Origin of the sequence: Roseiflexus castenholzii DSM 13941 (assembly GCF_000017805.1) — a bacterium.
Classification (GTDB): Bacteria; Chloroflexota; Chloroflexia; order Chloroflexales; family Roseiflexaceae; genus Roseiflexus; species Roseiflexus castenholzii.
Map to the genome: position 1 here is coordinate 915,916 of NC_009767.1, position 19,394 is coordinate 935,309.

At 61.0% G+C, this 19,394-nt stretch carries 19 protein-coding genes; 14 read left to right on the forward strand and 5 right to left on the reverse strand.

All coding sequences use genetic code 11. From position 1 onward, the window contains the following. The first annotated feature begins 30 nt into the window (after window positions 1–30). Both RCAS_RS03605 and RCAS_RS03610 read left to right on the forward strand, forming a co-directional pair. Entirely contained in the window at window positions 31–1,551 is a 1,521-nt protein-coding gene (locus RCAS_RS03605) for an acyl--CoA ligase (protein ID WP_012119249.1), read from the forward strand. Continuing rightward, on the forward strand, window positions 1,548–2,546 hold the full coding sequence (locus RCAS_RS03610) for a 2-dehydropantoate 2-reductase (RefSeq protein ID WP_012119250.1): 999 nt from the start codon (window positions 1,548–1,550) through the stop codon (window positions 2,544–2,546). Before RCAS_RS03605 ends, RCAS_RS03610 begins: the two co-directional genes overlap by 4 nt. Here the strand turns inward: RCAS_RS03610 and RCAS_RS03615 are convergent. Beyond that, window positions 2,524–5,769 (reverse strand): BTAD domain-containing putative transcriptional regulator, encoded by a 3,246-nt coding sequence (locus RCAS_RS03615; RefSeq protein WP_232280153.1) that lies wholly within the window; start codon window positions 5,767–5,769, stop codon window positions 2,524–2,526. The two genes, RCAS_RS03610 and RCAS_RS03615, sit on opposite strands and share 23 nt — an antisense overlap. Before the next feature lie 127 nt (window positions 5,770–5,896). Here RCAS_RS03615 and RCAS_RS03620 point away from each other — a divergent pair, with 127 nt between their 5' ends. Then, on the forward strand, window positions 5,897–6,190 hold the full coding sequence (locus RCAS_RS03620; RefSeq protein WP_012119252.1) for a phasin family protein: 294 nt from the start codon (window positions 5,897–5,899) through the stop codon (window positions 6,188–6,190). A 277-nt stretch (window positions 6,191–6,467) separates the two neighbouring features. Here RCAS_RS03620 and RCAS_RS03625 read toward each other — a convergent pair whose 3' ends face one another. Together RCAS_RS03625 and RCAS_RS03630 are read right to left on the reverse strand one after the other, a co-directional pair. After that, the gene (locus tag RCAS_RS03625) at window positions 6,468–7,211 is read right to left on the reverse strand and encodes a 3-oxoacyl-ACP reductase family protein (protein ID WP_012119253.1); all 744 of its coding nucleotides are present in this window, start codon (window positions 7,209–7,211) and stop codon (window positions 6,468–6,470) included. Window positions 7,212–7,463: 252 nt separating this feature from the next. Continuing rightward, complete coding sequence (locus RCAS_RS03630) at window positions 7,464–8,651, reverse strand: acetyl-CoA C-acyltransferase family protein (RefSeq protein ID WP_041331557.1); 1,188 nt, start codon at window positions 8,649–8,651, stop codon at window positions 7,464–7,466. 443 nt (window positions 8,652–9,094) lie between these two features. Between RCAS_RS03630 and RCAS_RS03635 the strand changes: the two genes are divergently transcribed. The 4 genes from RCAS_RS03635 to RCAS_RS03650 all read left to right on the forward strand — a co-directional run bounded on the left by RCAS_RS03635 (window position 9,095) and on the right by RCAS_RS03650 (window position 11,374). Further along, window positions 9,095–9,640, forward strand: coding sequence for a GNAT family N-acetyltransferase (locus tag RCAS_RS03635; RefSeq protein WP_012119255.1), 546 nt, complete (start codon window positions 9,095–9,097; stop codon window positions 9,638–9,640). Window positions 9,641–9,690: 50 nt separating this feature from the next. After that, on the forward strand, window positions 9,691–10,395 hold the full coding sequence (locus RCAS_RS03640) for a 2-phosphosulfolactate phosphatase (RefSeq protein WP_012119256.1): 705 nt from the start codon (window positions 9,691–9,693) through the stop codon (window positions 10,393–10,395). A gap of 273 nt (window positions 10,396–10,668) precedes the next feature. Next, complete coding sequence (locus RCAS_RS03645; protein WP_012119257.1) at window positions 10,669–11,058, forward strand: HEPN domain-containing protein; 390 nt, start codon at window positions 10,669–10,671, stop codon at window positions 11,056–11,058. Then, a complete protein-coding gene (locus tag RCAS_RS03650) occupies window positions 11,030–11,374 on the forward strand; it encodes a nucleotidyltransferase domain-containing protein (RefSeq protein ID WP_232280154.1) in 345 nt (114 codons plus the stop codon). Before RCAS_RS03645 ends, RCAS_RS03650 begins: the two co-directional genes overlap by 29 nt. 260 nt (window positions 11,375–11,634) lie before the next feature. Here the strand turns inward: RCAS_RS03650 and RCAS_RS25500 are convergent, their stop codons facing one another. Further along, entirely contained in the window at window positions 11,635–11,793 is a 159-nt protein-coding gene (locus RCAS_RS25500) for a hypothetical protein (protein ID WP_198135992.1), read from the reverse strand. 158 nt (window positions 11,794–11,951) lie between these two features. Between RCAS_RS25500 and RCAS_RS03655 the strand changes: the two genes are divergently transcribed. The 7 genes from RCAS_RS03655 (at window position 11,952) to pgi (ending at window position 18,807) form a co-directional block, all read left to right on the forward strand. Then, entirely contained in the window at window positions 11,952–14,081 is a 2,130-nt protein-coding gene (locus RCAS_RS03655; protein WP_012119259.1) for a DUF5107 domain-containing protein, read from the forward strand. A gap of 9 nt (window positions 14,082–14,090) precedes the next feature. Next, on the forward strand, window positions 14,091–14,246 hold the full coding sequence (locus RCAS_RS24835; RefSeq protein WP_157042532.1) for a hypothetical protein: 156 nt from the start codon (window positions 14,091–14,093) through the stop codon (window positions 14,244–14,246). Then, entirely contained in the window at window positions 14,227–14,460 is a 234-nt protein-coding gene (locus tag RCAS_RS03660; protein ID WP_157042533.1) for a hypothetical protein, read from the forward strand. Before RCAS_RS24835 ends, RCAS_RS03660 begins: the two co-directional genes overlap by 20 nt. A 55-nt stretch (window positions 14,461–14,515) precedes the next feature. Next, window positions 14,516–14,716: a hypothetical protein gene (locus RCAS_RS24840; RefSeq protein WP_157042534.1), complete on the forward strand. Its 201-nt coding sequence runs from the start codon at window positions 14,516–14,518 to the stop codon at window positions 14,714–14,716. A gap of 26 nt (window positions 14,717–14,742) precedes the next feature. After that, a complete protein-coding gene (locus RCAS_RS03665) occupies window positions 14,743–15,897 on the forward strand; it encodes a DUF711 family protein (protein WP_232280155.1) in 1,155 nt (384 codons plus the stop codon). Window positions 15,898–16,176: 279 nt separating this feature from the next. Continuing rightward, window positions 16,177–17,172, forward strand: coding sequence for a 2-hydroxyacid dehydrogenase (locus RCAS_RS03670; RefSeq protein ID WP_012119261.1), 996 nt, complete (start codon window positions 16,177–16,179; stop codon window positions 17,170–17,172). 3 nt (window positions 17,173–17,175) lie between these two features. Then, window positions 17,176–18,807 carry a glucose-6-phosphate isomerase gene (pgi, locus tag RCAS_RS03675; protein WP_012119262.1) on the forward strand — a complete coding sequence of 544 codons (1,632 nt, stop codon included), beginning with the start codon at window positions 17,176–17,178 and terminating at the stop codon, window positions 18,805–18,807. Window positions 18,808–19,077: 270 nt separating this feature from the next. Here the strand turns inward: pgi and RCAS_RS26150 are convergent, their stop codons facing one another. Further along, window positions 19,078–19,389: a DUF5615 family PIN-like protein gene (locus RCAS_RS26150; RefSeq protein WP_198136037.1), complete on the reverse strand. Its 312-nt coding sequence runs from the start codon at window positions 19,387–19,389 to the stop codon at window positions 19,078–19,080. Between the last annotated feature and the right edge of the window lie 5 nt (window positions 19,390–19,394).

Below are 19,394 nucleotides of genomic sequence, written 5' to 3' on the forward strand. Positions count from 1 at the left end.
AATTGCGTCTCCGTGTGGTGAGGAATTCTGGTGTTGACTCTTCTGGATGTTCTGACGACCGGCGAACCTGACGCACCTGCGTTGCTGTCGCCGGATATGTCGCCGCTGCCGTTCGCCAGGTTGCGTGAGCATGTGGTGGAACTGGCGGAACGCCTCGCTGCGTTTGGAGTGGCTCGTGGCGAGCGGGTGGCGATTGCGCTGGGCAATGGTCCTGCAATGGCGCTGAGTTTCCTGGCAGCGGCGACATGCGCAACGGCTGCGCCGCTCAATCCGAAATACCGCCAGGACGAGTTTGCGTTTTCCTTCGCAGATACCCGCGCAACGACCCTGATTGTGCCGCCAGAGGGAATGGCAGCGGCGCGCGCCGCCGCCTCGCCTGCCATGACCGTTGTGACGGCATCGATCCGCAGCGATGGTGCGCTCGATCTGGCGCTGGAACGCGGCGCGCGCGCGGCGCAGCCGTGGACGCCGCCGCAACCGGACGATGTGGCGCTCATTCTGCATACTAGCGGCACTACCAGCCGCCCCAAGCGGGTGCCGTTGCGCCAGCGTAATCTGGTCGCCTCGGCGCGCAATATTGTCGCAGCGTATCGGTTGACGCCTGATGATCGGGCGCTGTGCGTGATGCCGCTCTTCCATATCCACGGCATCGTTGCGACCTTGCTGGCGCCGCTTGCATCCGGCGGGTCGGTCGTTCTTCCTCCCGGTTTCGATGCTATGCGCTTCTGGGGCTGGCTGACTGCCTTCCGCCCCACATGGTTCTCGGCGGTGCCGACGATGCATCAGATGCTGCTAGCGCGCGCTGAACGCCAGTTGGCTGCGATCCGTGCAGCGCCGCTGCGCTTCATCCGTTCCAGCAGCGCGCCGCTGCCGCCGGTCGTCCTTGAACACCTTGAAGCGGCATTTCAGGCGCCGGCGATCGAGTCGTATGGCATGACCGAAGCAAGCCATCAGATGACCACCAACCCGCTGCCGCCGCTGCCGCACTATGCCGGTTCTGTCGGGTATGGCTTCGGCGTGGAGGTGACGATCCTCGACGACCATGGTGTTGAACTGCCGCGCGGTGAACGCGGTGAGGTCGCCGTGCGAGGACCGAATGTGTTCGATGGCTATGAGAACAACCCGGAAGCCACTGCTGCCGCATTTACAAACGGTTGGTTCCGCACCGGCGACCAGGGACGGATCGATGAACAGGGGTATCTGTGGCTGACGGGACGCCTCAAGGAATTGATCAATCGCGGCGGTGAGAAGATTTCACCGCTCGAAATTGACGATGTGCTGCTCCGACATCCGGCAGTGGCGGAGGCTGTCGCGTTCGCTGCGCCGCATCGGACACTTGGTGAAGAGGTCTACGCCGCTGTGGTGTTGCGCTCGGAAGCGACCGAGCGAGAACTGCGCGAGCATTGCGCTGCATTTCTGGCGGATTTCAAGGTGCCGCGCGTTATTCACATTCTGTCGGAGATTCCACGCGGCGCAACCGGGAAGGTACAGCGGCTTGCAATGGCAAAACTGCTGGGATTGACTGACGACTCATCGGGGAGTGCGCAATGAAGATTTGCATCTTTGGCGCGGGTTCGATCGGCGGCTACCTGGGTGTGCGGCTGGCGAACGCGGGTGAACGGGTGACGTTGATCGCTCGCGGTGCGAATCTGGCAGCGATCCGTGAGCGTGGAATGACCCTGATTGAGACTGATGGGACGACGCTGATCGCTCATCCTGCGCTGGCAACCGACGATCCAGCAGTCGCCGGCGCGCACGATGTGGTGATTGTCGCTGTCAAAGCGCACCAACTACCGGCGGTTGCGCCCATGCTCCGCCCCTTGTTCCACAACGAAACGATGGTCGTTCCGGCGCAGAACGGTATTCCCTGGTGGTACTTTCAGCGGCACGGCGGTCCTTTCGAGGGGCGGCGCATCGAGTCGGTCGATCCCGATGGCGTCATTGCCGCAAACATCGAGACGGAGCGCATCATTGGGTGCGTGGTCTACCCGGCGACCGAACTGGAGGCGCCGGGGGTCGTTCGCCACATCGAAGGCGACCGGTTGACGCTGGGTGAACTCGACGGATCACGGAGCGAGCGGGTGCAGCAGTTGTCGCAGACACTGGCGCGCGCGGGGCTGAAAGCGCCGGTGCGCCCGCGCATCCGCACTGAGATCTGGATCAAACTGTGGGGGAACCTGGCATTCAACCCGGTCAGTGCGCTGACGCGCGCCACGCTGATCGATATCTGTCGCCATCCGCAGGCGCGGGCATTGATCGTTGCCATGATGGAAGAGGGCCAGGCGGTTGCCGAGCAGTTGGGCATCACGTTCGGCATCACCATTGATCAGCGCATCGCTGGAGCGGAACAGGTGGGCGCCCATAAAACCTCGATGCTCCAGGACATCGAGGCTGGCAGAGCGACGGAAGCGGATGCGCTGGTGGGAGCGGTAGCGGAACTCGGCAGGCTGACACATGTGCCGACGCCGCATATCGATGCGATCTATGCTGCCGTTAAGCTGCTGGAGCATACAGTGACACGCGCTACACCGCCTCGTTCCGCTTGATCCGCTCACAGAGGTCGGTTGTCTCCGGGAGCGGTTCTATTCCCAGTTCGTCCTGCAATGCCTGAACGCAACGCGCGTAGGCGCGCAACGCCTGGGAACGGCTCCCTGCGCGGGCATAGGCGCGCATGAGGGTTTGGTACGCCTCCTCATAACCACGGTCGCGGCGGATGATGTGTTCGCACAGATCGATGGCTTCATCGAAATCGCCGCGGTCAACCAGCAAACTGGCAAGGGTCGCGGTCGATGCCAGATGCCGCGCCAGCAAGCGCTCACGTTCTTCGAGCGTCCAGGGGTCGTACAGCGCCTCGGCGAGATAGTCGCCGCGATACAGATGGAATGCTGTGCGGCGGCTGCGGATCTCGACCTCTGGATCGCGTCCCGGCGCACCGGCGGTGCGCAGTTCGAACTCGTCCACATCGATCCAGCATCCATAAGATGGGGCAAAACTATACGCCAGCCCCTGCCGCCGAATAAAGAACGGCGCGACACGCGGCGGTCGGCGCGGTTCCAGCACATTATTGAGCGCGTTGAGTGTCACTTTGAACTGCCGCTCGGCGGCTGCCGGTTCGCTGTCGGGCCAGAGCCAGGCGCAGATCTGCTCACGTTGCAACCACATGCCACGATAGGTCAGCAACAGTTGCAACAACTGCCGCGCTTTCTCTCGTTGCCACTCGCGCGCCTGAATCTCGTGCGCGCCGCGGAAGATGCGGAAACGCCCCAGCATATAGACCCGCAGTGTATAGCCGGGATGGTAGATATCGACGGCATCATCAGCCGCGATCGACGGGAAGCCCTGCCGCAAGAGCCGGTACGCGGTCGCTGCCTGACGCTGCGCTGCGCCGCGCAATACCCGTCCCCGCAGGAGCAGCGGAACCAGGATCGCCAGATCGTGGGGACCGAACAGCGTGCGTGTGGTCAACACGCCATCGAATCCATGGGCGCTTACCAGTTCGAGGAGGCGCGCCAGTTTCTTATCGGCTTCGATTTCATTGCCGGACTGCACATGAACGTGCGCTTCCCAGAGGAGCGCGACGGTTTGTCCGTACTGATCATCGCCGCGCACAAACCGCTGATGCGCCTCGCCAATCCACTCCAGCGCACGCGGATCGCCGGCAGCCGCAGCGACGCTGCCGAGCGCCAACCAGATGAGCGCTGCCGTCCACTCATCACCCGCCTCCAGGGCGCGGTCGAGACCATCGCGGGCATAGGCTTCGGCAGCCGTGAGATTGCCGGCATGCCCTTCGAGCAGGGTCAGCCCCAGCATCACCTCAGCGCGTGCGCGCGGAATGCCGACTGCCTCGATGATGTCGAGCGCAGCGCGGTAGTGGGATCGCGCCATCTCATCGCTTGATGCCGTCACAAGACAGGCATGTCCGAGGCGCATATGGGCAATTGCTTCGGTCAGCGGCGAGTCGCCGCGTTGCGCTTCGAGCAACCCGCGTTGTGCGAGCGCCAGTGCGCGCACGCCGTTGCCCAGCATACACTCGATCAATGCCAGCAGCAGGAGCGGATCACGGTGCAATGAATGTTCCGCACGCGCTCTGCCGGCTTCCAGACCGAGTTCTTCTTCGAGAAGACGACGAGCATCGATCAGCCTGCCGCTGCGCAGCAACAGGCGGGGCGACAGGATGGCGGACCGGCGATACCCTCCAACTGCGTCGGTGTGCGCTGTTTTGCCGTATGCCTCGCGATGCGCCGCTGCAATGATCAGGACCGACACATCGGCGCGACCGCGATTGATCCAGTTTTCTGCCTGGAGACTGAGGATGGTTGCGCGTTCGGCGCGGCGATCGCGCGGCAAGAGTTTCATGGCGCGTTTCAACAGGATCGCAGCCGGCGCAGGTTGCACCGTATCGATATACACCTCCGCCTGCCCGCGGAGCGCGCGCACCTGTCCCTCTATGTCGCCCTGTGCGTGGTACTGTTCTTCCGCTTTGCGGTACAGTTCAACCGCGTGCGTATAGCGACCGAGACGGCGTTCGGCGACAGCGCGCGCCTCGAGGAGCGCGGCGCTGTTGCGATGCGCTGGCGGGATCTGGTCGATCCAGTCCAGGAGCGCCGCGGCCTGTGAGCCAGACACGCCGGAGAGCGCCATCCGGCTCAACGCAGCAGCGGCGTCTTCCCATCGTTCGGCGGCGAGAAAATGGTGCGCGGCGCTGTGGTCGTCGTTGTGCGCAGCATAATAGTGCCCTAATTGCGCATGGAAGGCACGCCAATCGGGCAAATCGCGCTCCGCCAGGCGTGCGAAACTGGCTGCCTGCAAAGGTTGATAGACACGCCTCCCGTCAGGGAGGGTTTCAATGAACAACTCCCAACGTTCCAATAGATCGACGGTCATATGGAGATGTGCCAGTTCGGTGACGGCAGCGCATGCCGCTTCATCGATCCAGCGCATCAACGCCGTGCCAAGCACCCAGGTGCGCACAGCGAATGGCAGATCGCCCAGCACCTCACGCGCCAGATATGCATCGAGGTGCGGCGCGATACTCTCCTGCAAGCGCTCGAGAGTCGGCGGTTGATCGGAGGGTGTTGCGGAGTCGATGCGCGCTGCGGCAAAGAAGCGGAGTGCCAGGGGCCACCCGCGCGCTATGGTGTTCAGCTCGGCATCGATTGGATGCGGCGGCAAGCCGTATGCGGCAAAGAAATCACGCGCTTCAGCATTGGTGAACGCCAGTTGCGCGCGACTCAGGCGATAGAGTTCGCCACGCGCCGCAATCGTCGGCAGGGAGGCGAGCGCAGGCATTTCCCGGCTCACCAGCACCAGATGCAGATGCGGCGGCAGACGGTCAATCAGATGTTCGATCAGAACGCGCAATTCCGGGCGTCGATCTGCATGGTGGAGATCGTCCAGGATCAGTAAGGTCTCATCGCCTAGCGCTGTCAGCGCATTGATCAGTCCATCGAGCACATCCACCGGATGCGCAGCAGCGAAGCGAGCATGATCGAAGCCCGTGATCGGGCGAAAGGCGGTCGCCAGGTGCAACGCCAGCGACAATGGCGTATCTGCGGGGTCCAGGCGGCACCAGGCGGCAGGCCATCCACCGTGGCGCGCAAAACTGGTAAGCGCGACCGTTTTGCCGCTGCCGGCCGGCGCAAGAACAAGCGTCACCGGATAATCGGCGATCGCAGCGAGTAGCCCGTCAATACGCGGGCGCTCGATGATGCGCGCTGGCTGGGGCGGCGGTTCCAGGCGCGGAAGCAGTACCGTCGATACAAGAGACACAGCAGCGCCGAACTCGCCCGTAACTCGAGAAACTACCATGTGATACGATATATTGTATTATACTCAATATGAGAATATACACCACCCTGTTGAACCGGAAGCGCTGTGTTCGGAAAGGAGCAACCCTGTGACGAACAAAAACGCTGAAGATGCCGTGCGTAAGACCTACAGCAGCGCTCAGGAAATGGTCGGCAAATCGGTCAAAGCCTGGACTGAGTTGGTTGCCGTCAGCACCGACATGGCTTACGAGATGGTGCTGAAAAACTGGAATTACAGCCGCAGCATTCGCAGCTCGGCTGAACAGGCTCTCGAAGATGCCCTCAACACGCAGGCGCGCTTCGCCAAAGAGATGATGGGCGTCTGGAAGGATTATGCCGAAAGCGTCTCCGACATCATCAGCAAGACCACCAGAAAAGAGTAATGCCGGAGACGCGCTGACGGTGGGAGAATGTCGCGGATGCTTCTTTATGGAGAAGGATCGCTCTGCGGCATTCTCTGCCGTTTCCCATACGAGAAGTCCGGTGATCGTAAACGCCTGCGCGCCTCTGTAATTGGGCAGTGATCGTGCGACCAGAGACGACGTTCGACAGCAACGACAACGATCTCAAGGTTCGGGCTTCCTTCCCGTCCCTTGCCTCTTGCCTGCTGCCGCTCTCCCTGTCGACTGTGTCCCTACACCACCCCTCATACTTTATGCTTCACATATACGCCCCACCATTGACATTGATCTGTTGGCCCGTGATGTAATCGCCGTCGGCAGCAAGGAAGACCACTGCCTTCGCCATTTCCTCCGGCAGACCGAAGCGACCTAGCGGGATGCGCGCCTTGATCTGATTCTGCACCTCCTCGGGAACTTTCGAGAGCATATCGGTGAGCGTAAACCCCGGAGCGACGACATTCACGGTAATGCCGTACTTTGCCAGTTCGAGCGCTGCGGTCTTGGTGAAGGCGATGATCCCGCCTTTGCTCGCGCCGTAGTTCGCCTGACCGAAAGCGGCAGTCTGACCATTCATCGAGCTGATGTTGATAATGCGCCCATACTGTTGTTCGATCATCGGTTGCATGGCAGCGGTGGTACAGAAAAAGACAGCGTTAAGGTTCGTCTGAATGACCTGGAGCCAGTCCTCGTCGGTCATCTTCCGCAGCGACCGGTCGCGGGTAATGCCAGCGTTATTAACCATAATATCGAGCCGCCCGTAGGCGTCGAGGAATCGCCTGACCATGGCGCGCGCTTCGGTCGGATCGGCGACATTCGCCTGCAACAACATGCATTCGCGCCCCATTGACTTGATCTCCGCCGCGACCTCTTCTGCCAGCGCCTGGTTGTGCTGGTAATTAACGCCGACGATGCATCCTTCACGTGCCAGTTCCAGCGCGATGGCACGCCCGATTCCGCGCGAAGCGCCTGTCACGATTGCGTACTTTCCTTCGAGACGACCCATGCTGTGACCTCCTTGCGTGCTATTATGGGTTAGGGGTCAGGAGAACTGAGAACCGAGAACTGAGAACTGAGAACCGAGAACTCGAAACCAGCGCCCCTTCCCCCAACCCCTTCGACTTCTGATGTATCGTACCTTCTGCGACGTGCAACCTCATGAGCGCCTACTGGGGACGCCCCTCCCTTCAAGGTTTCCACGTTCAACCATCACGCCTGCTTCGGGGCATGGGTTCAACGTTTCCGCTTCCAACCCTCGTTATATCCGCTCGAAAATCGCGGCGATGCCCTGCCCACCGCCGATGCACATGGTGACACAGGCATAGCGACCACCGGTGCGGTGCAGTTCATAGAGCGCCTTGACCGTCAGAATCGCGCCGGTGGCGCCAATCGGATGACCAAGCGAGATGCCGCTGCCGTTCGGATTGACTTTCTCCATCGGCAGTTCGAGGTCGCGGATCACTGCCAGCGCCTGCGCTGCAAATGCTTCATTGACCTCGAAGACATCAATATCATTGATGGTCAGCCCGGTCCGCTCCAGCACCTTGCGCACCGCCGGAACCGGACCAATGCCCATATACTTGGGATCGACGCCGACGACGCTGTAGCCGACCAGTCGCCCTATCGGCTTGTAGCCGCGCTGCTCGGCGACGCTGCGCTCCATCAGTACCACCGCAGCCGCTGCATCGTTGATGCTCGACGCATTGCCCGCAGTAACAGTGCCATCCTTCTGGAAGACCGGGCGCAGTTTGGCAAGTTTCTCCAGAGTCGTGTCGGGACGAACGCTTTCGTCGGTATCGAACAGTTGCGTACCGCCCTTGACTTTGATCTCGATCGGGACGATCTGATCCTTGAAGCGCCCTTCAGCAATGGCTGCTGCTGCGCGTTTGTGGCTCTCGACTGCCAGCGCATCCTGATCCTCACGGGTAATCTCCCATTTACGCGCGATATTCTCAGCAGTCACCCCCATATGCACATCGTCGAACGGATCGCTCAGCGCAGCGACCATCACATCGACCATGGCGACATCGTTCATCCGCGCCCCCCAGCGCATCGCGTGCGCCCAGTATGGACTGCGGCTCATCGACTCGGCGCCGCCGGCCACGGCAGCGTCGGTATCGCCGAGCATGATTGTCTGTGCTGCCGAGATAATCGCCTGCAACCCGCTGCCACACAGACGATTCAGCGTCAGCGCCGGAACGTCCACCGGCAGCCCTCCTTTCACGCCGGCAACCCGCGCCAGATAATGGTCGTGCCCGTCGGTGTGAATGATGTTGCCGAACACAACCTGCCCGATTTCTGCCGGTTCGACGCCAGCGCGCTTCACCGCCTCGCGCACGACCTGCGCCGCCAATTCGCTTGGCGGTTGATCCTTGAGACTGCCGCCAAAATTGCCGATGGGAGTGCGCACACCGCTTAGCACTACCACGTCGCGTCCATTGATCATCATTGCTTCCTCCTTAATGGTTGCGATAGCAACGCTGCGCCATTGCACCGGCGATGCCGCCGGTTGGAGTATCGGCTCCAGGGCGATTCATGGTGAGCATCCATCTGCCTGCGCGCTGCCTGTGATCGCGGAGCGACAGCCAACGTGCAGAGCAGCACTCGACATTCGTTGTTGCATCAGATATGCAGGGGTGGATTTCAACTCTTATTGTACCATTGTAGTGGCAGGGATATCAATGTGGTGTTAGGATGTTTTCGTGGCGAGTAACCATTTCTTCACCGGATGTGGCGAAGCTGCGCATGCGCCCGTGCGAACGATATGGTAAAGTAATGACACTCCACATTCATGCATGCTGCACCATATCTTCGGCGGACGACAAGGACGTGAACTGGATGACGCCGGAAGGCGAGAGGAACCGTAGTGTCATGACAGGAGGTGATCGTATGGTTGAGCGCGTGGAAGCGCCGATTGCTGCAACGTTGCGCAACGGCCAGGCAGTGACGATTCGCCCGCTCGCTGAGCATGATCGCGAGGCGTTACTCCAGTTTGGTCGTTCGCTGCCGGATGATGACTGGCTCTACCTTGAGACCGATCTTCACAATCCTGACATCATTGATCGACTGGTCAATGCATACGCGGCAGAGAATTGGCGTCAGTTCGTCGCAGTAACGGAGATTGGCGAGATTGTCGGCTACAGTGCGGTGCGGCGTTTGCCCGGATGGTCGAGCCACGTCGGTGATATTCATCTGATTGTGCGCAAAGATTATCGTCGCTGTGGGCTTGGCACTGCAATGGCGCAGGCGATTTTCGATGCAGCCCGCGATTTGGGGGTGGCAAAGGTGATCGTTGAGATTTTGCAGGAACAGACGAGCGGCATTGCGATCTTCGAGCGCCTGGGGTTTAAGATTGAAGGCACGTTCAGCGATCACGCGCGTGACCACGCTGGCAGGCGCCATCATCTGTACATTCTTGCCTATCATATCATCTGATACCTCCAGACGTCACAGTTCTTTGCGCGGTCTGTGACGTCTGAACCGCCATGGAGATCTCCCTCGCCGACCTGCAAACCTATCGCGGCGCTGCACCTGATGAGGCGGTTGTTGTCGTTGATGTGTTGCGATCATTTACGACTGCCGCCTATCTGTTTCGCGCTGGCGTTCGTGCGCTTCTCCTTGCAGCAACCCCTGACGAAGCCCGCTCTCTGGTGCGTCGTTTCCCTTTAGCCGCAACGGTCGGCGCAGTTCCCGGCGGTTTCCCGATTGACGGGTTCGACTTTGGTAATTCACCCGCTGCTCTGCGCAATGTCTGCCTGACCGGTCGGGAGGGCGTGCTCTGTACGGCTGGCGGTGTGCGGGGGGCAACCGTCGCCCGGCAGGCTGCCGTGTTGCTTGGCGGTTCGCTGGTGTGCGCCGCTGCAACTGCGAACCTGCTGCGGCGCCTCGATCCGCCGCGTGTCACCCTCCTGCTTACCGGGATCTATGCCGATCGTGATGGCGATGAGGATATCGCCTGTGCTGAATACATTATGGCGCATTTGCGAGATCAAGCGCCCGACCCGGCGCCCTTCGAGCGGCGCGTGCGCGAGTCGACCTTTGGCAGGCGCTTCGGCGATCCTGCCTATCCCCATCTTTCGCAGGCGGATATGGACCTCTGCGCGCAGGCGGATGTATTCGACTTTGCAATGCCGATTGTGCGTCGGGAGGGGATGATGCTGGTCGTGCAGGAGGGAAGATGGCGCGCGTGAAAACGGTTGACGCAAAAAACGCAAAGGTGTAATACCAATGACGATTGACGATGCCGCATGCGTGTCATTCCGAGCCCTTCGCTTCGCTCAGGGTAAACTCAGCGCGGAATCTGCGCGGGTCGCGCCCGACCCCTCGCGCTACTCGGGGTGACCATGCCGGATGGTCACAGGTCATTGGTATAACGTGCTATGGATGGAGGTCTGCATGTCAGGGTACAATAGCGTGATGTGTGTTGCGCCTGGGCTGAAGACTGCGTGAAAGGCTCAGAAACGATGACCAACCGGTATGCAGACTGGTTTCGACAGGCTGAGGCGGACCTGCGCCATGCCCGGAATGCACTGGAAGACGGCGATTATGAATGGAGTTGCTTTGCCGCCCAGCAGGCTGCGGAAAAAGCCCTTAAGTCCTTGTTTCAGCGGTTGGGGAGGGAGGCATGGGGTCATACGCTCACAGTGCTGATCGGCAATCTGCCGCCAGACATCCAGACGCCGCCCGAACTGGTGGAACATTGTCGCATCCTGGACAAACATTACATTCCTACCCGGTATCCAAACGGTTTTGCCTCTGGCGCGCCAACTGATTTTTACACGCAGAGGGAAGCCGAAGATGCTGTCCGATATGCGGAGGCCATCCTTGAGTTCTGTCGTCATCAAATCAGTTGATCGAGCACGTGTCGAGCAGGCTGTCAGGGAGTATGCGGCTCGCCTGTTTGCAGCACATCCGGAGATTGAGCGCATCATCTGGTTCGGCTCGTGGATCAACGGCATTCCCAGTCCCGGAAGCGATGTTGACCTGTGCCTGATCCTCTCCTCAACGGATAAGCCGATGCACGAACGCGCCGTCGGCTTTCTGCCGGTTGGCTTCCCGGTGGGCGTTGATCTGTTCGTCTATACGCGTGCTGAGTTTGAGCGTCTCCAGGCGGAATACCCCGGCTGGTTCCGGGCGATTGCTTCCGGCAGAGATCTGGCGGCGTCCTGATCTGCGTTTCTCCAAGCCTTGCTATGATGCTTTGCTGTGCCGAATTGCGATGCCGTCATGTGGAAAGCGTCATGGAGGAAATAGACGATTCTGGATTCTGCCGTAGACTGAGATGAGAACATAAGCGGTTTCTGCAAGAACATTATCGCTGATGAGCAGGTGTTCTTAACCGTCGATGATCGGTGCAGCCGGCGTTGCCAGATCCGACGGCTCTCCGGTGGGATACCGCACCATCAGGCTGGTGTCCGGCAATCCGCTCATCAGGCGTTCTCTTCCGGCAGAACTTCCTTCTGGCGGGTAGCCGTTTCCCAGGCGAGCGTGCGCGCCTCTGCCCGGGATTCGCTGCCGACGCTGGTCTTGATGGGCGTTGCCAGGCTCCCTTTCAGTGATTGATCATGCTTAGGAGAAATGAAGTACATTCACCAGACGCGGGAGAGCGATCCAGATGGGTTTGATGCCCAAACGTTCGCGGATATCTTTATAATCCCATAGGCGCAGTCGTGAGAAGTGTATAATCTGTGTGCATAGTCGTCTCTTATTGCCGTCAGAACCGCATGCAGATCAGAAAGTCTTCCCTATGAAACCGCTCCTGGCGCTCCTCATTGCTGTCGTACTGCTGCTTCCCGCCGCGCCGGTCTCAGCCTCCCCCCTACCCGATGGATTCGCCGACTCCGCCTTTGCCGCGCTCTGGATGCGCACCGACCGGGCTGTTGCGACCGGTGCAGTGCAGCGCTCGTGGACGTATGGCGCCTCTCCCGGCGAGGTGCGGTATGAATATTTCCAGGGCGCACCGGGCGATGTGCGCCTGGTGCAGTATTTCGATAAGGCGCGGATGGAGATCAATGATCCGAATGGCAATCGGCGCTCTCCCTGGTTCGTCACCGGCGGACGGTTGGTGGTCGAACTGATTACCGGCAGGATTCAGACCGGCTTCGAGTCCTTTGAGCAGCGCGCGCCCGCCGCCATTCCGGTCGCCGGCGATCCGGTCGATAATCCGCAGGCGCCGACGTATGCGCAACTCGCCGCATATGTCTCGTTCGATGGCGGCGGGCGCGCGCCCCGACGTATCGGCGAACCGGTGAGCACTCTGCTCGATCCCGACGGTCTCGCCGAACGACAGGACCTGGCGCTGCCGGCAACGACGATTGTGCGCTATGAGTCGGTGACGGGCCATAATGTGCCGCGTGTCTTCCGCGATTTTATGGCGGCAGCGCCGGTAGATGCGCTCTTCGCCTTCGGATATCCGATCAGCGAGCCGTACTGGGCGCTGGTTCGCGTTGGCGGGAATGCAATGCCGGTGATGTTTCAAGCGTTCGAGCGCCGCGTGCTTACCTACAATCCTGCCAATCCGCCGCGCTGGCAGGTCGAGATGGGGAATGTTGGTCAGCATTACGTTCTCTGGCGCTATGGGCGCCCGCTGCGCTACGCGGCGCCGCCCTTCTCCGGCGTGCGTATTCGCGAGACAACGCTCACCATTCCGACCTACGACTATCATCAGGCGCTGGTATCGACGAATCCCGGCGACTCGATCTATCCCTATCCGCGCCTCGATCCGGCGCGCGTCGGTCCGCCGCAGCCGCGCGCCTATCGCGTCATCGTGGTCGAAAATCGCTTCCTGGAACTGACCTTCCTCCCTGAACTCGGCGGACGGTTGTACCGCGCGGTCGTCAAATCCACTGCTCAGCACGGGTTCTACCGGAACCCGGTGATCAAACCGGCGCCGTTTGGTCAGCGCGGTTGGTGGTTGGGCGCCGGTGGGTTGGAATGGGCTGCGCCAACCGAAGAACATGGCTACCTGGAAGCCTTCCCCTGGGATATGGCGGTTGAGCGCCAGACCAACGCGATTATCGTGCGCCTGACGACGACTGAACGCCAGCGCGGTCTGGACATGACTGCTACTGTCACCCTGCGCGCCGATGAGGGTTTCTTCCGAACGCAACTTGCAGCGCGTAACGTATCTGCCAACCCGCAACCGCTGCAAATGTGGATGAATGCTGCGCTTGCCTCCACTGCCAATCGGGTTGGACCTGCGGCGCGTTTCGTTGTGCCTGTCGATCGGATGATCGTTCACGCCACTGAAGACCGCGATCTGCCGCCGCCGCGCGCCACGGTCGGTTGGCCCCGCCATAATCAGCGCGACCTGTCGCGCCCTTCGACATGGAACGGGTATGTGGGATTGTTCGCCGCGCAACCGGTGCGCTTTGCCGGGTTCTACGACTCTCAGGCGGATACGGGGATGGTTGCGCTGTCCGACGTCGGGTTTGCCGGGACGAAAGTGTTTGCGTTCAGCAAGAACTTCGACCGCCGCCTGTTCACCGACGATGGGAGCGATTATGCCGAACTCTGGGTCGGCGCGCAGCCGACATTCTGGGACGATCCGTTGCTGAATGCCGGTGATCAGCGTGCGATCCTCGCTAGTTGGATGCCATTGCAGGGGTTGGGCGATCTTGCGGCAGCGAGCGAGTCCGGCGCGGTTGGCGTGCAGCGTCGATCTGATGGTGTGCTGATCGTCAGCGTGGTTCCGGCGTGTGTTCAGGCGGCGGCGCCGGTGCGCGTTCTCCTTGACGGGCGCGAGGTGTTTCGCAGCGCGCCGATTGCGCTGCGCCCCGACTTGCCGTTGACCATCGAGTTGCCGCCGGGTCGTGCGGATGGTACACTGCGTGTCGAGACAGGCGCATGGACGCTGGAAACGACGCTCGGTTCGTAAGGGGGATCGATGAGTGCGCCGATTGCGGTTGATCCATCGGCTGTCGCGCAGCGCCCTGCACCGCTCAGGATGCGCGACGATGAGTGGCTGGCGTGGGAGCACGATGGGTTGAGTGATGGAGATCAACGGCGCGGCCATCGTTCATATGCCGACCCGGGTTGCTGATGTTCTCAATCGGCTGCCGGGGCTGTTTGTGTGTGGCGTCTCGGCGTCACGCGCAGCGCGCCGTTTGCTGTGCGCGCTGTTGGACGGTCCCGGACGGGAATCGGATCTGTTTTTCCTGGCAGAGGAACGTGGCGATCGATTGACCTGTCACGAACTTGCCGGACCCGCCGATCTGGTGGTTGAGGTGATTTTCCAGCGCGTGGCGCACGCATGATCGTGACGAGAAGTTCTACGAGTGCCGGGCGGCTGGCGCGCGCGAGTTCTGATCATTGACCCGCGCCTCCGGTCGGGTGCGCGCCGATTGCTATGTCTTCGACGCGCGTGGTCAGTATCGCACCGTTCCGCCGGACGATGACTGTATCTATCGTTTAACGGTTCTGCCTGGTTTCTGGTTCGATGTGGCATGGTGTAGCGTCCCGATCCGAATCCGCTCGCCCCACCGGGGCGAATTGCGGGGATTGAACGGGTGATGAATGTGTTGCAGGACGAGGTGTGCATGCGCATTCGCACATTGACGGTCGGCGCCTGTGAGGATGATGTCGCACGTGTGGCGCGGGCAGTTCAGGAGGCACGGCGGCGACTCGAAGATGCTGGATATGTGGTGCAAACCGTGCGTCTGGCGCTCGATACAAGTGGGACGAACCGCTACGCTGATGTTGCGGCGGCGCTGCGCTGCGCTGAGGTGCTGGCGCTCGATGCCGGGTTCGATTATGTGTCCGTCGGTCGGGTTGATGTTGACCGTCTGGCATCGCTTGCCGAAGCTCTGGCGGCAACAGCGATCGTGTTCGCCTCGGCGCGCATTGCCGGGCGCAACGGGAACGTGAATGCTGCGGCGACCGCAGCCGCTGCGCGTGTCGTCGCTGCGCTGGCGTCGGCAACGCCGAACGGGTTCGGCAATCTGCGGTTTGCGGCATTGGCGTCGGTTGCGCCAGGATCGCCGTTTTTTCCGGCGAGTTACCATAGCGGCGGCGAACCATGGCTCGCCGTCGGTCCAGAGGCAGCGGCGCTGGCGGTGGAAGCGGCCCGTGAAATCGAGGATGATGGCGCATCCGCGTCGGTTCAGGTGGTCGCCGCCAGAACCCGGCGCTTCGCGGAAAGTCTGGCAGCGCGGATCGCGGAACACGATGCGCGCATCCGTGGCGCGCTTCAAGGGGTCGATGAGGCGTATGGCATCTATGTCGCGGGATGCGACTGGTCGCTCGCGCCGCATCCCGATGTGACGTGCAGTATTGGCGCCGCCATCGAGTGCGTCAGCGGCGTGCCGTTTGGCGAACCCGGCACGCTGTCAGTGATTCGCGCCTGTACCGATGCCATCCGCGCGGCGCGAGTCATGCTCGTCGGGTTTAGTGGGGTGATGCTGCCGGTGCTAGAGGATGCGCTACTGGCTCAGCGCAACGCCGAAGGGCGCTATGGCTGGCGCGACCTGCTGGCGTTCAGCGCGGTGTGCGGCACAGGTCTCGACACGATTCCGCTGCCGGGAGACGCTTCCGTCGGGCAGATCGAAGGCATGCTGACGGAGGTCGCGGCGCTGGCGGGTGCGTTGCGCAAGCCGCTTACAGCGCGCTTGATGCCCATCCCCGGCTTGCGCGCAGGTGATATGACAGCGTTCGATTTTCCGTACTTCGTCAATACCCGCATTATGACGATCTGAGACGCTCGTTTGCGCTCAGTGAGTTGAACGGAGGGGCGCCCGCGAGCGTGGGGCACGAGGTGCGCGAGCGCACGCGGATCGGCATGGATTGCGACGGATGGGGGTCGCAGGAGTGCCTGACTCTTTGGCGCTTGCTGCCATGCAGTCGCACGGTGGGAGTGGGTACACGGATTGGCACGGGTTGAGACGGATTCGCGCGGATGGGACAGGCCGTTGTTTTCGGTTCACGGTTCTCGAAACTCCTCCCTCCTCATGCCTCTGGAAAGGAGCAGATATATCATGGACGTTCTCGTATACGATGCTCACTCCTACGACCGGACGTTTCTGGACGCCGCCAATCAGGGGCGGCACCGTCTGACGTATACTGCTGCGCAGCTCGACGTGCAGACAGCGGCGCTGGCGCAGGGGTTTCCGGCAATCTGCTGCTTCGTGAACGATCAGGCGACGGCAGAGGTCATCGAGCGCCTGGCGGCTGGCGGCACCCGCCTGATCGCGCAGCGTTCTACCGGCTACAACAATATTGATCTGATTGCGGCGGAGCAGTATGGCATCACCGCGATGCGCGTCAGTTACTACTCACCCTACTCGGTTGCAGAGTTCGCCGTTGGGTTGCTGCAAACGCTCAACCGGCGCATCCATCGCGCCTACAACCGCACCCGCGAGTTCAACTTCCGCCTTGCAGGACTGCTCGGACGTGACATCCATGGATCGACGGTCGGTGTGGTCGGCACCGGCAAGATCGGTGCGGTCTTTGCGAGCATTATGCATGGCTTTGGCTGTTCGCTGCTCGGCTACGATGTGACGCACAATCCTGACTGCCTGGCGCTGGGGATGCGCTATGTTCCGCTTGAAGAACTGTTACGCGCGTCCGACATCGTGAGCCTGCACGTGCCGCTGCTGCCGGAGACATACCATATGATCAACCGCGAGACGCTGGCGCTGATGAAGCCGGACGCTTTTCTGATCAACACCAGTCGTGGTGGACTGATCGACACCGATGCCCTGATCGAGACGTTGCGCGCCGGACGCATTGCGGGGGTTGGGCTTGATGTGTATGAAGAGGAAGAAGGGGTGTTCTTCCACGACCTCTCCGACCGGGTGATCACCGATGATACGCTGGCTCGCCTGATGACCTTCCCGAATGTGCTCGTCACAGGGCATCAGGCATTCTTTACTCGTGAGGCGATGACGACAATTGCGGAGACAACGATCCGCAACATTACCGACTTCGAGGAAGGGCGTGAGAATGAGAACATTCTGCGACCGAGGAGGTGAGCCATGACGTTGCTGACGCAGATCCCTGAGTGGCGCGCGCTCGAGACGCACTACCGGGCGATCCGTGATGTGCATCTGCGCCGGTTGTTTGCCGAAGACCCCGGTCGCGGCGAGCGCATGACCGCTGAAGCCGCCGGTCTGTTTTTCGACTATTCTAAGAACCGGGTGACTGACGAGACGCTGCGCCTGTTGATGGCGCTCGCTGAAGCGCGCGGCTTGCGCGCCCGCATCGATGCAATGTTTCGCGGTGAGCGGATCAACATCACCGAGAACCGTGCCGTTCTGCACGTTGCACTGCGCGCGCCACGCGGCGCGGTCATTCTGGTTGATGGCGTGAATGTGGTTCCTGATGTGCATGCCGTGCTCGACCGCATGGCAGCATTCGCCGAACAGGTGCGCAGCGGCGCCTGGAGCGGGTTCACCGGCAAGCCGATCCGCAATATCGTCAACATTGGCATCGGCGGTTCCGACCTGGGACCGGTGATGGCGTATGAGGCGCTACGCTCCTATAGTCGCCGCAATCTAACATTGCGCTTTGTATCGAATATCGACGGCAACGATTTTGCCGAGGCGACGCGCGACCTCGATCCGGCGGAGACGCTGTTCATCGTGGCGTCGAAGACCTTTACGACCCTCGAAACGATGACCAATGCGCGCACGGCGCGCGCCTGGTTGCTGGCGGCGCTCGGCGATGACGCCGCAGTGGCGCGCCATTTCGTCGCCGTCTCGACGAATGCCGCCGAGGTGGCGAAGTTCGGCATCGACACGGCGAACATGTTCGGTTTCTGGGATTGGGTCGGCGGGCGTTACTCGATGACGTCGGCGATCGGTCTTTCGACGATGATTGCACTCGGTCCCGACCACTTCCGTGATATGCTCGCCGGTTTCCACGCTATGGACGAGCACTTCCGCACTGCGCCGTTCGATCGTAATCTGCCGGTGATCCATGGGTTGCTGACGGTCTGGTATGCGAACTTTTTTGGCGTCGAGACGGTTGCCATTCTTCCCTACGACAACTACCTCAAGCGCTTTCCTGCCTACCTGCAACAGCTGACGATGGAGAGCAACGGCAAGTCGGTGACGCTGTCGGGCGAGCCGGTGACGTATCAGACCGGACCGATCTACTGGGGGGAGCCTGGCACGAATGGTCAGCACTCGTTCTACCAGTTGATCCACCAGGGTACGCGGTTGGTGCTGTGCGATTTCATTGGTTTTGCCGAAACGCTCAACCCGCTTGGCGCCCACCACGATCTGTTGATGGCGAACATGTTCGCCCAGGCGGAGGCGCTGGCGTTCGGCAAAACTACCGAGGAGGCGCTGGCAGAGGGAACACCGGCGTGGCTCGCACCGCATCGCACCTTCCCAGGTAACCGTCCGTCGAATACGTTTCTGGCGGAGCGGTTGACGCCAGCCGTTCTTGGCGCCCTTGTGGCGCTCTATGAGCATAGTGTCTTTACGCAGGGCGCAATCTGGGATATCAATTCCTTCGATCAATGGGGCGTCGAGTTGGGCAAAGTGCTGGCGGGGCGCATCGCGCCGGAGTTAATGAGCGAGGTTGCGCCATCACCGGCGCACGACAGTTCGACCAATGCCCTCATCCGGCGCTATCGTGCATGGCGCGGACGCGCGTTGTAGTGTGGAAAGCATGGCTCCATCGCATCCTGGAAAGGAGCGATGGAGCGCATATTCGGTCCTATCATACCAATTCCCTGTGACCATCCGGCATGGTCACCTCGAGCAGAGCGAGGGGTCGTGCGCGACCCGCGCAGATTCCTCGTTGCGCTCGGAATGACAAGTCGCTGCGCTCGGAATGACAAGTCGCTGCGCTCGGAATAACAAGTCGCTGCGCTCGGAATGACAAGAATGCGGCATCGTCAATTGTCATTGGTATCAGTCCTGATACCGTCACATATGAATGATAAGGGCAGTACGAGTGAGTTCAACATAGTGATGCGTCTGAAACGCTTCGACGATTGCTGGAATGGCGCGGATGAATAAGGCTGCGAGGTCAGCATTCGTAATGTTGCCGGTGGATACAACCAGAAGTTTGTGGGGTTGGCGGGTTAGAAGAAAAGAACTCACGAAGTCAACGTCTTTGGTTACAACGATGCGCTTTTCGCGGAGAGAGACCGCATTGATTTCGCTATCTGTCGAGCGATTACCGTCAGGAAGATCAAGGTGTGAATGGCGTCGTGTCGGGCTTCTCGAAGGCGCCAGACCAG

Excerpts from the sequence above, each read along its gene's own strand:
- RCAS_RS03645 (WP_012119257.1), top strand. The coding sequence starts at position 10,669 with ATGACCAACCGGTATGCAGACTGGTTTCGACAGGCTGAGGCGGACCTG.
- RCAS_RS03670 (WP_012119261.1), top strand. The coding sequence starts at position 16,177 with ATGGACGTTCTCGTATACGATGCTCACTCCTACGACCGGACGTTTCTG.
- RCAS_RS03625 (WP_012119253.1), bottom strand. The coding sequence starts at position 7,211 with ATGGGTCGTCTCGAAGGAAAGTACGCAATCGTGACAGGCGCTTCGCGC.
- RCAS_RS03640 (WP_012119256.1), top strand. The coding sequence starts at position 9,691 with ATGGAGATCTCCCTCGCCGACCTGCAAACCTATCGCGGCGCTGCACCT.
- RCAS_RS03610 (WP_012119250.1), top strand. The coding sequence starts at position 1,548 with ATGAAGATTTGCATCTTTGGCGCGGGTTCGATCGGCGGCTACCTGGGT.
- RCAS_RS24835 (WP_157042532.1), top strand. The coding sequence starts at position 14,091 with ATGAGTGCGCCGATTGCGGTTGATCCATCGGCTGTCGCGCAGCGCCCT.
- RCAS_RS03655 (WP_012119259.1), top strand. The coding sequence starts at position 11,952 with ATGAAACCGCTCCTGGCGCTCCTCATTGCTGTCGTACTGCTGCTTCCC.
- RCAS_RS03630 (WP_041331557.1), bottom strand. The coding sequence starts at position 8,651 with ATGATCAATGGACGCGACGTGGTAGTGCTAAGCGGTGTGCGCACTCCC.
- pgi (WP_012119262.1), top strand. The coding sequence starts at position 17,176 with ATGACGTTGCTGACGCAGATCCCTGAGTGGCGCGCGCTCGAGACGCAC.
- RCAS_RS03665 (WP_232280155.1), top strand. The coding sequence starts at position 14,743 with ATGCGCATTCGCACATTGACGGTCGGCGCCTGTGAGGATGATGTCGCA.
- RCAS_RS25500 (WP_198135992.1), bottom strand. The coding sequence starts at position 11,793 with ATGTACTTCATTTCTCCTAAGCATGATCAATCACTGAAAGGGAGCCTG.
- RCAS_RS03660 (WP_157042533.1), top strand. The coding sequence starts at position 14,227 with ATGCCGACCCGGGTTGCTGATGTTCTCAATCGGCTGCCGGGGCTGTTT.
- RCAS_RS03635 (WP_012119255.1), top strand. The coding sequence starts at position 9,095 with ATGGTTGAGCGCGTGGAAGCGCCGATTGCTGCAACGTTGCGCAACGGC.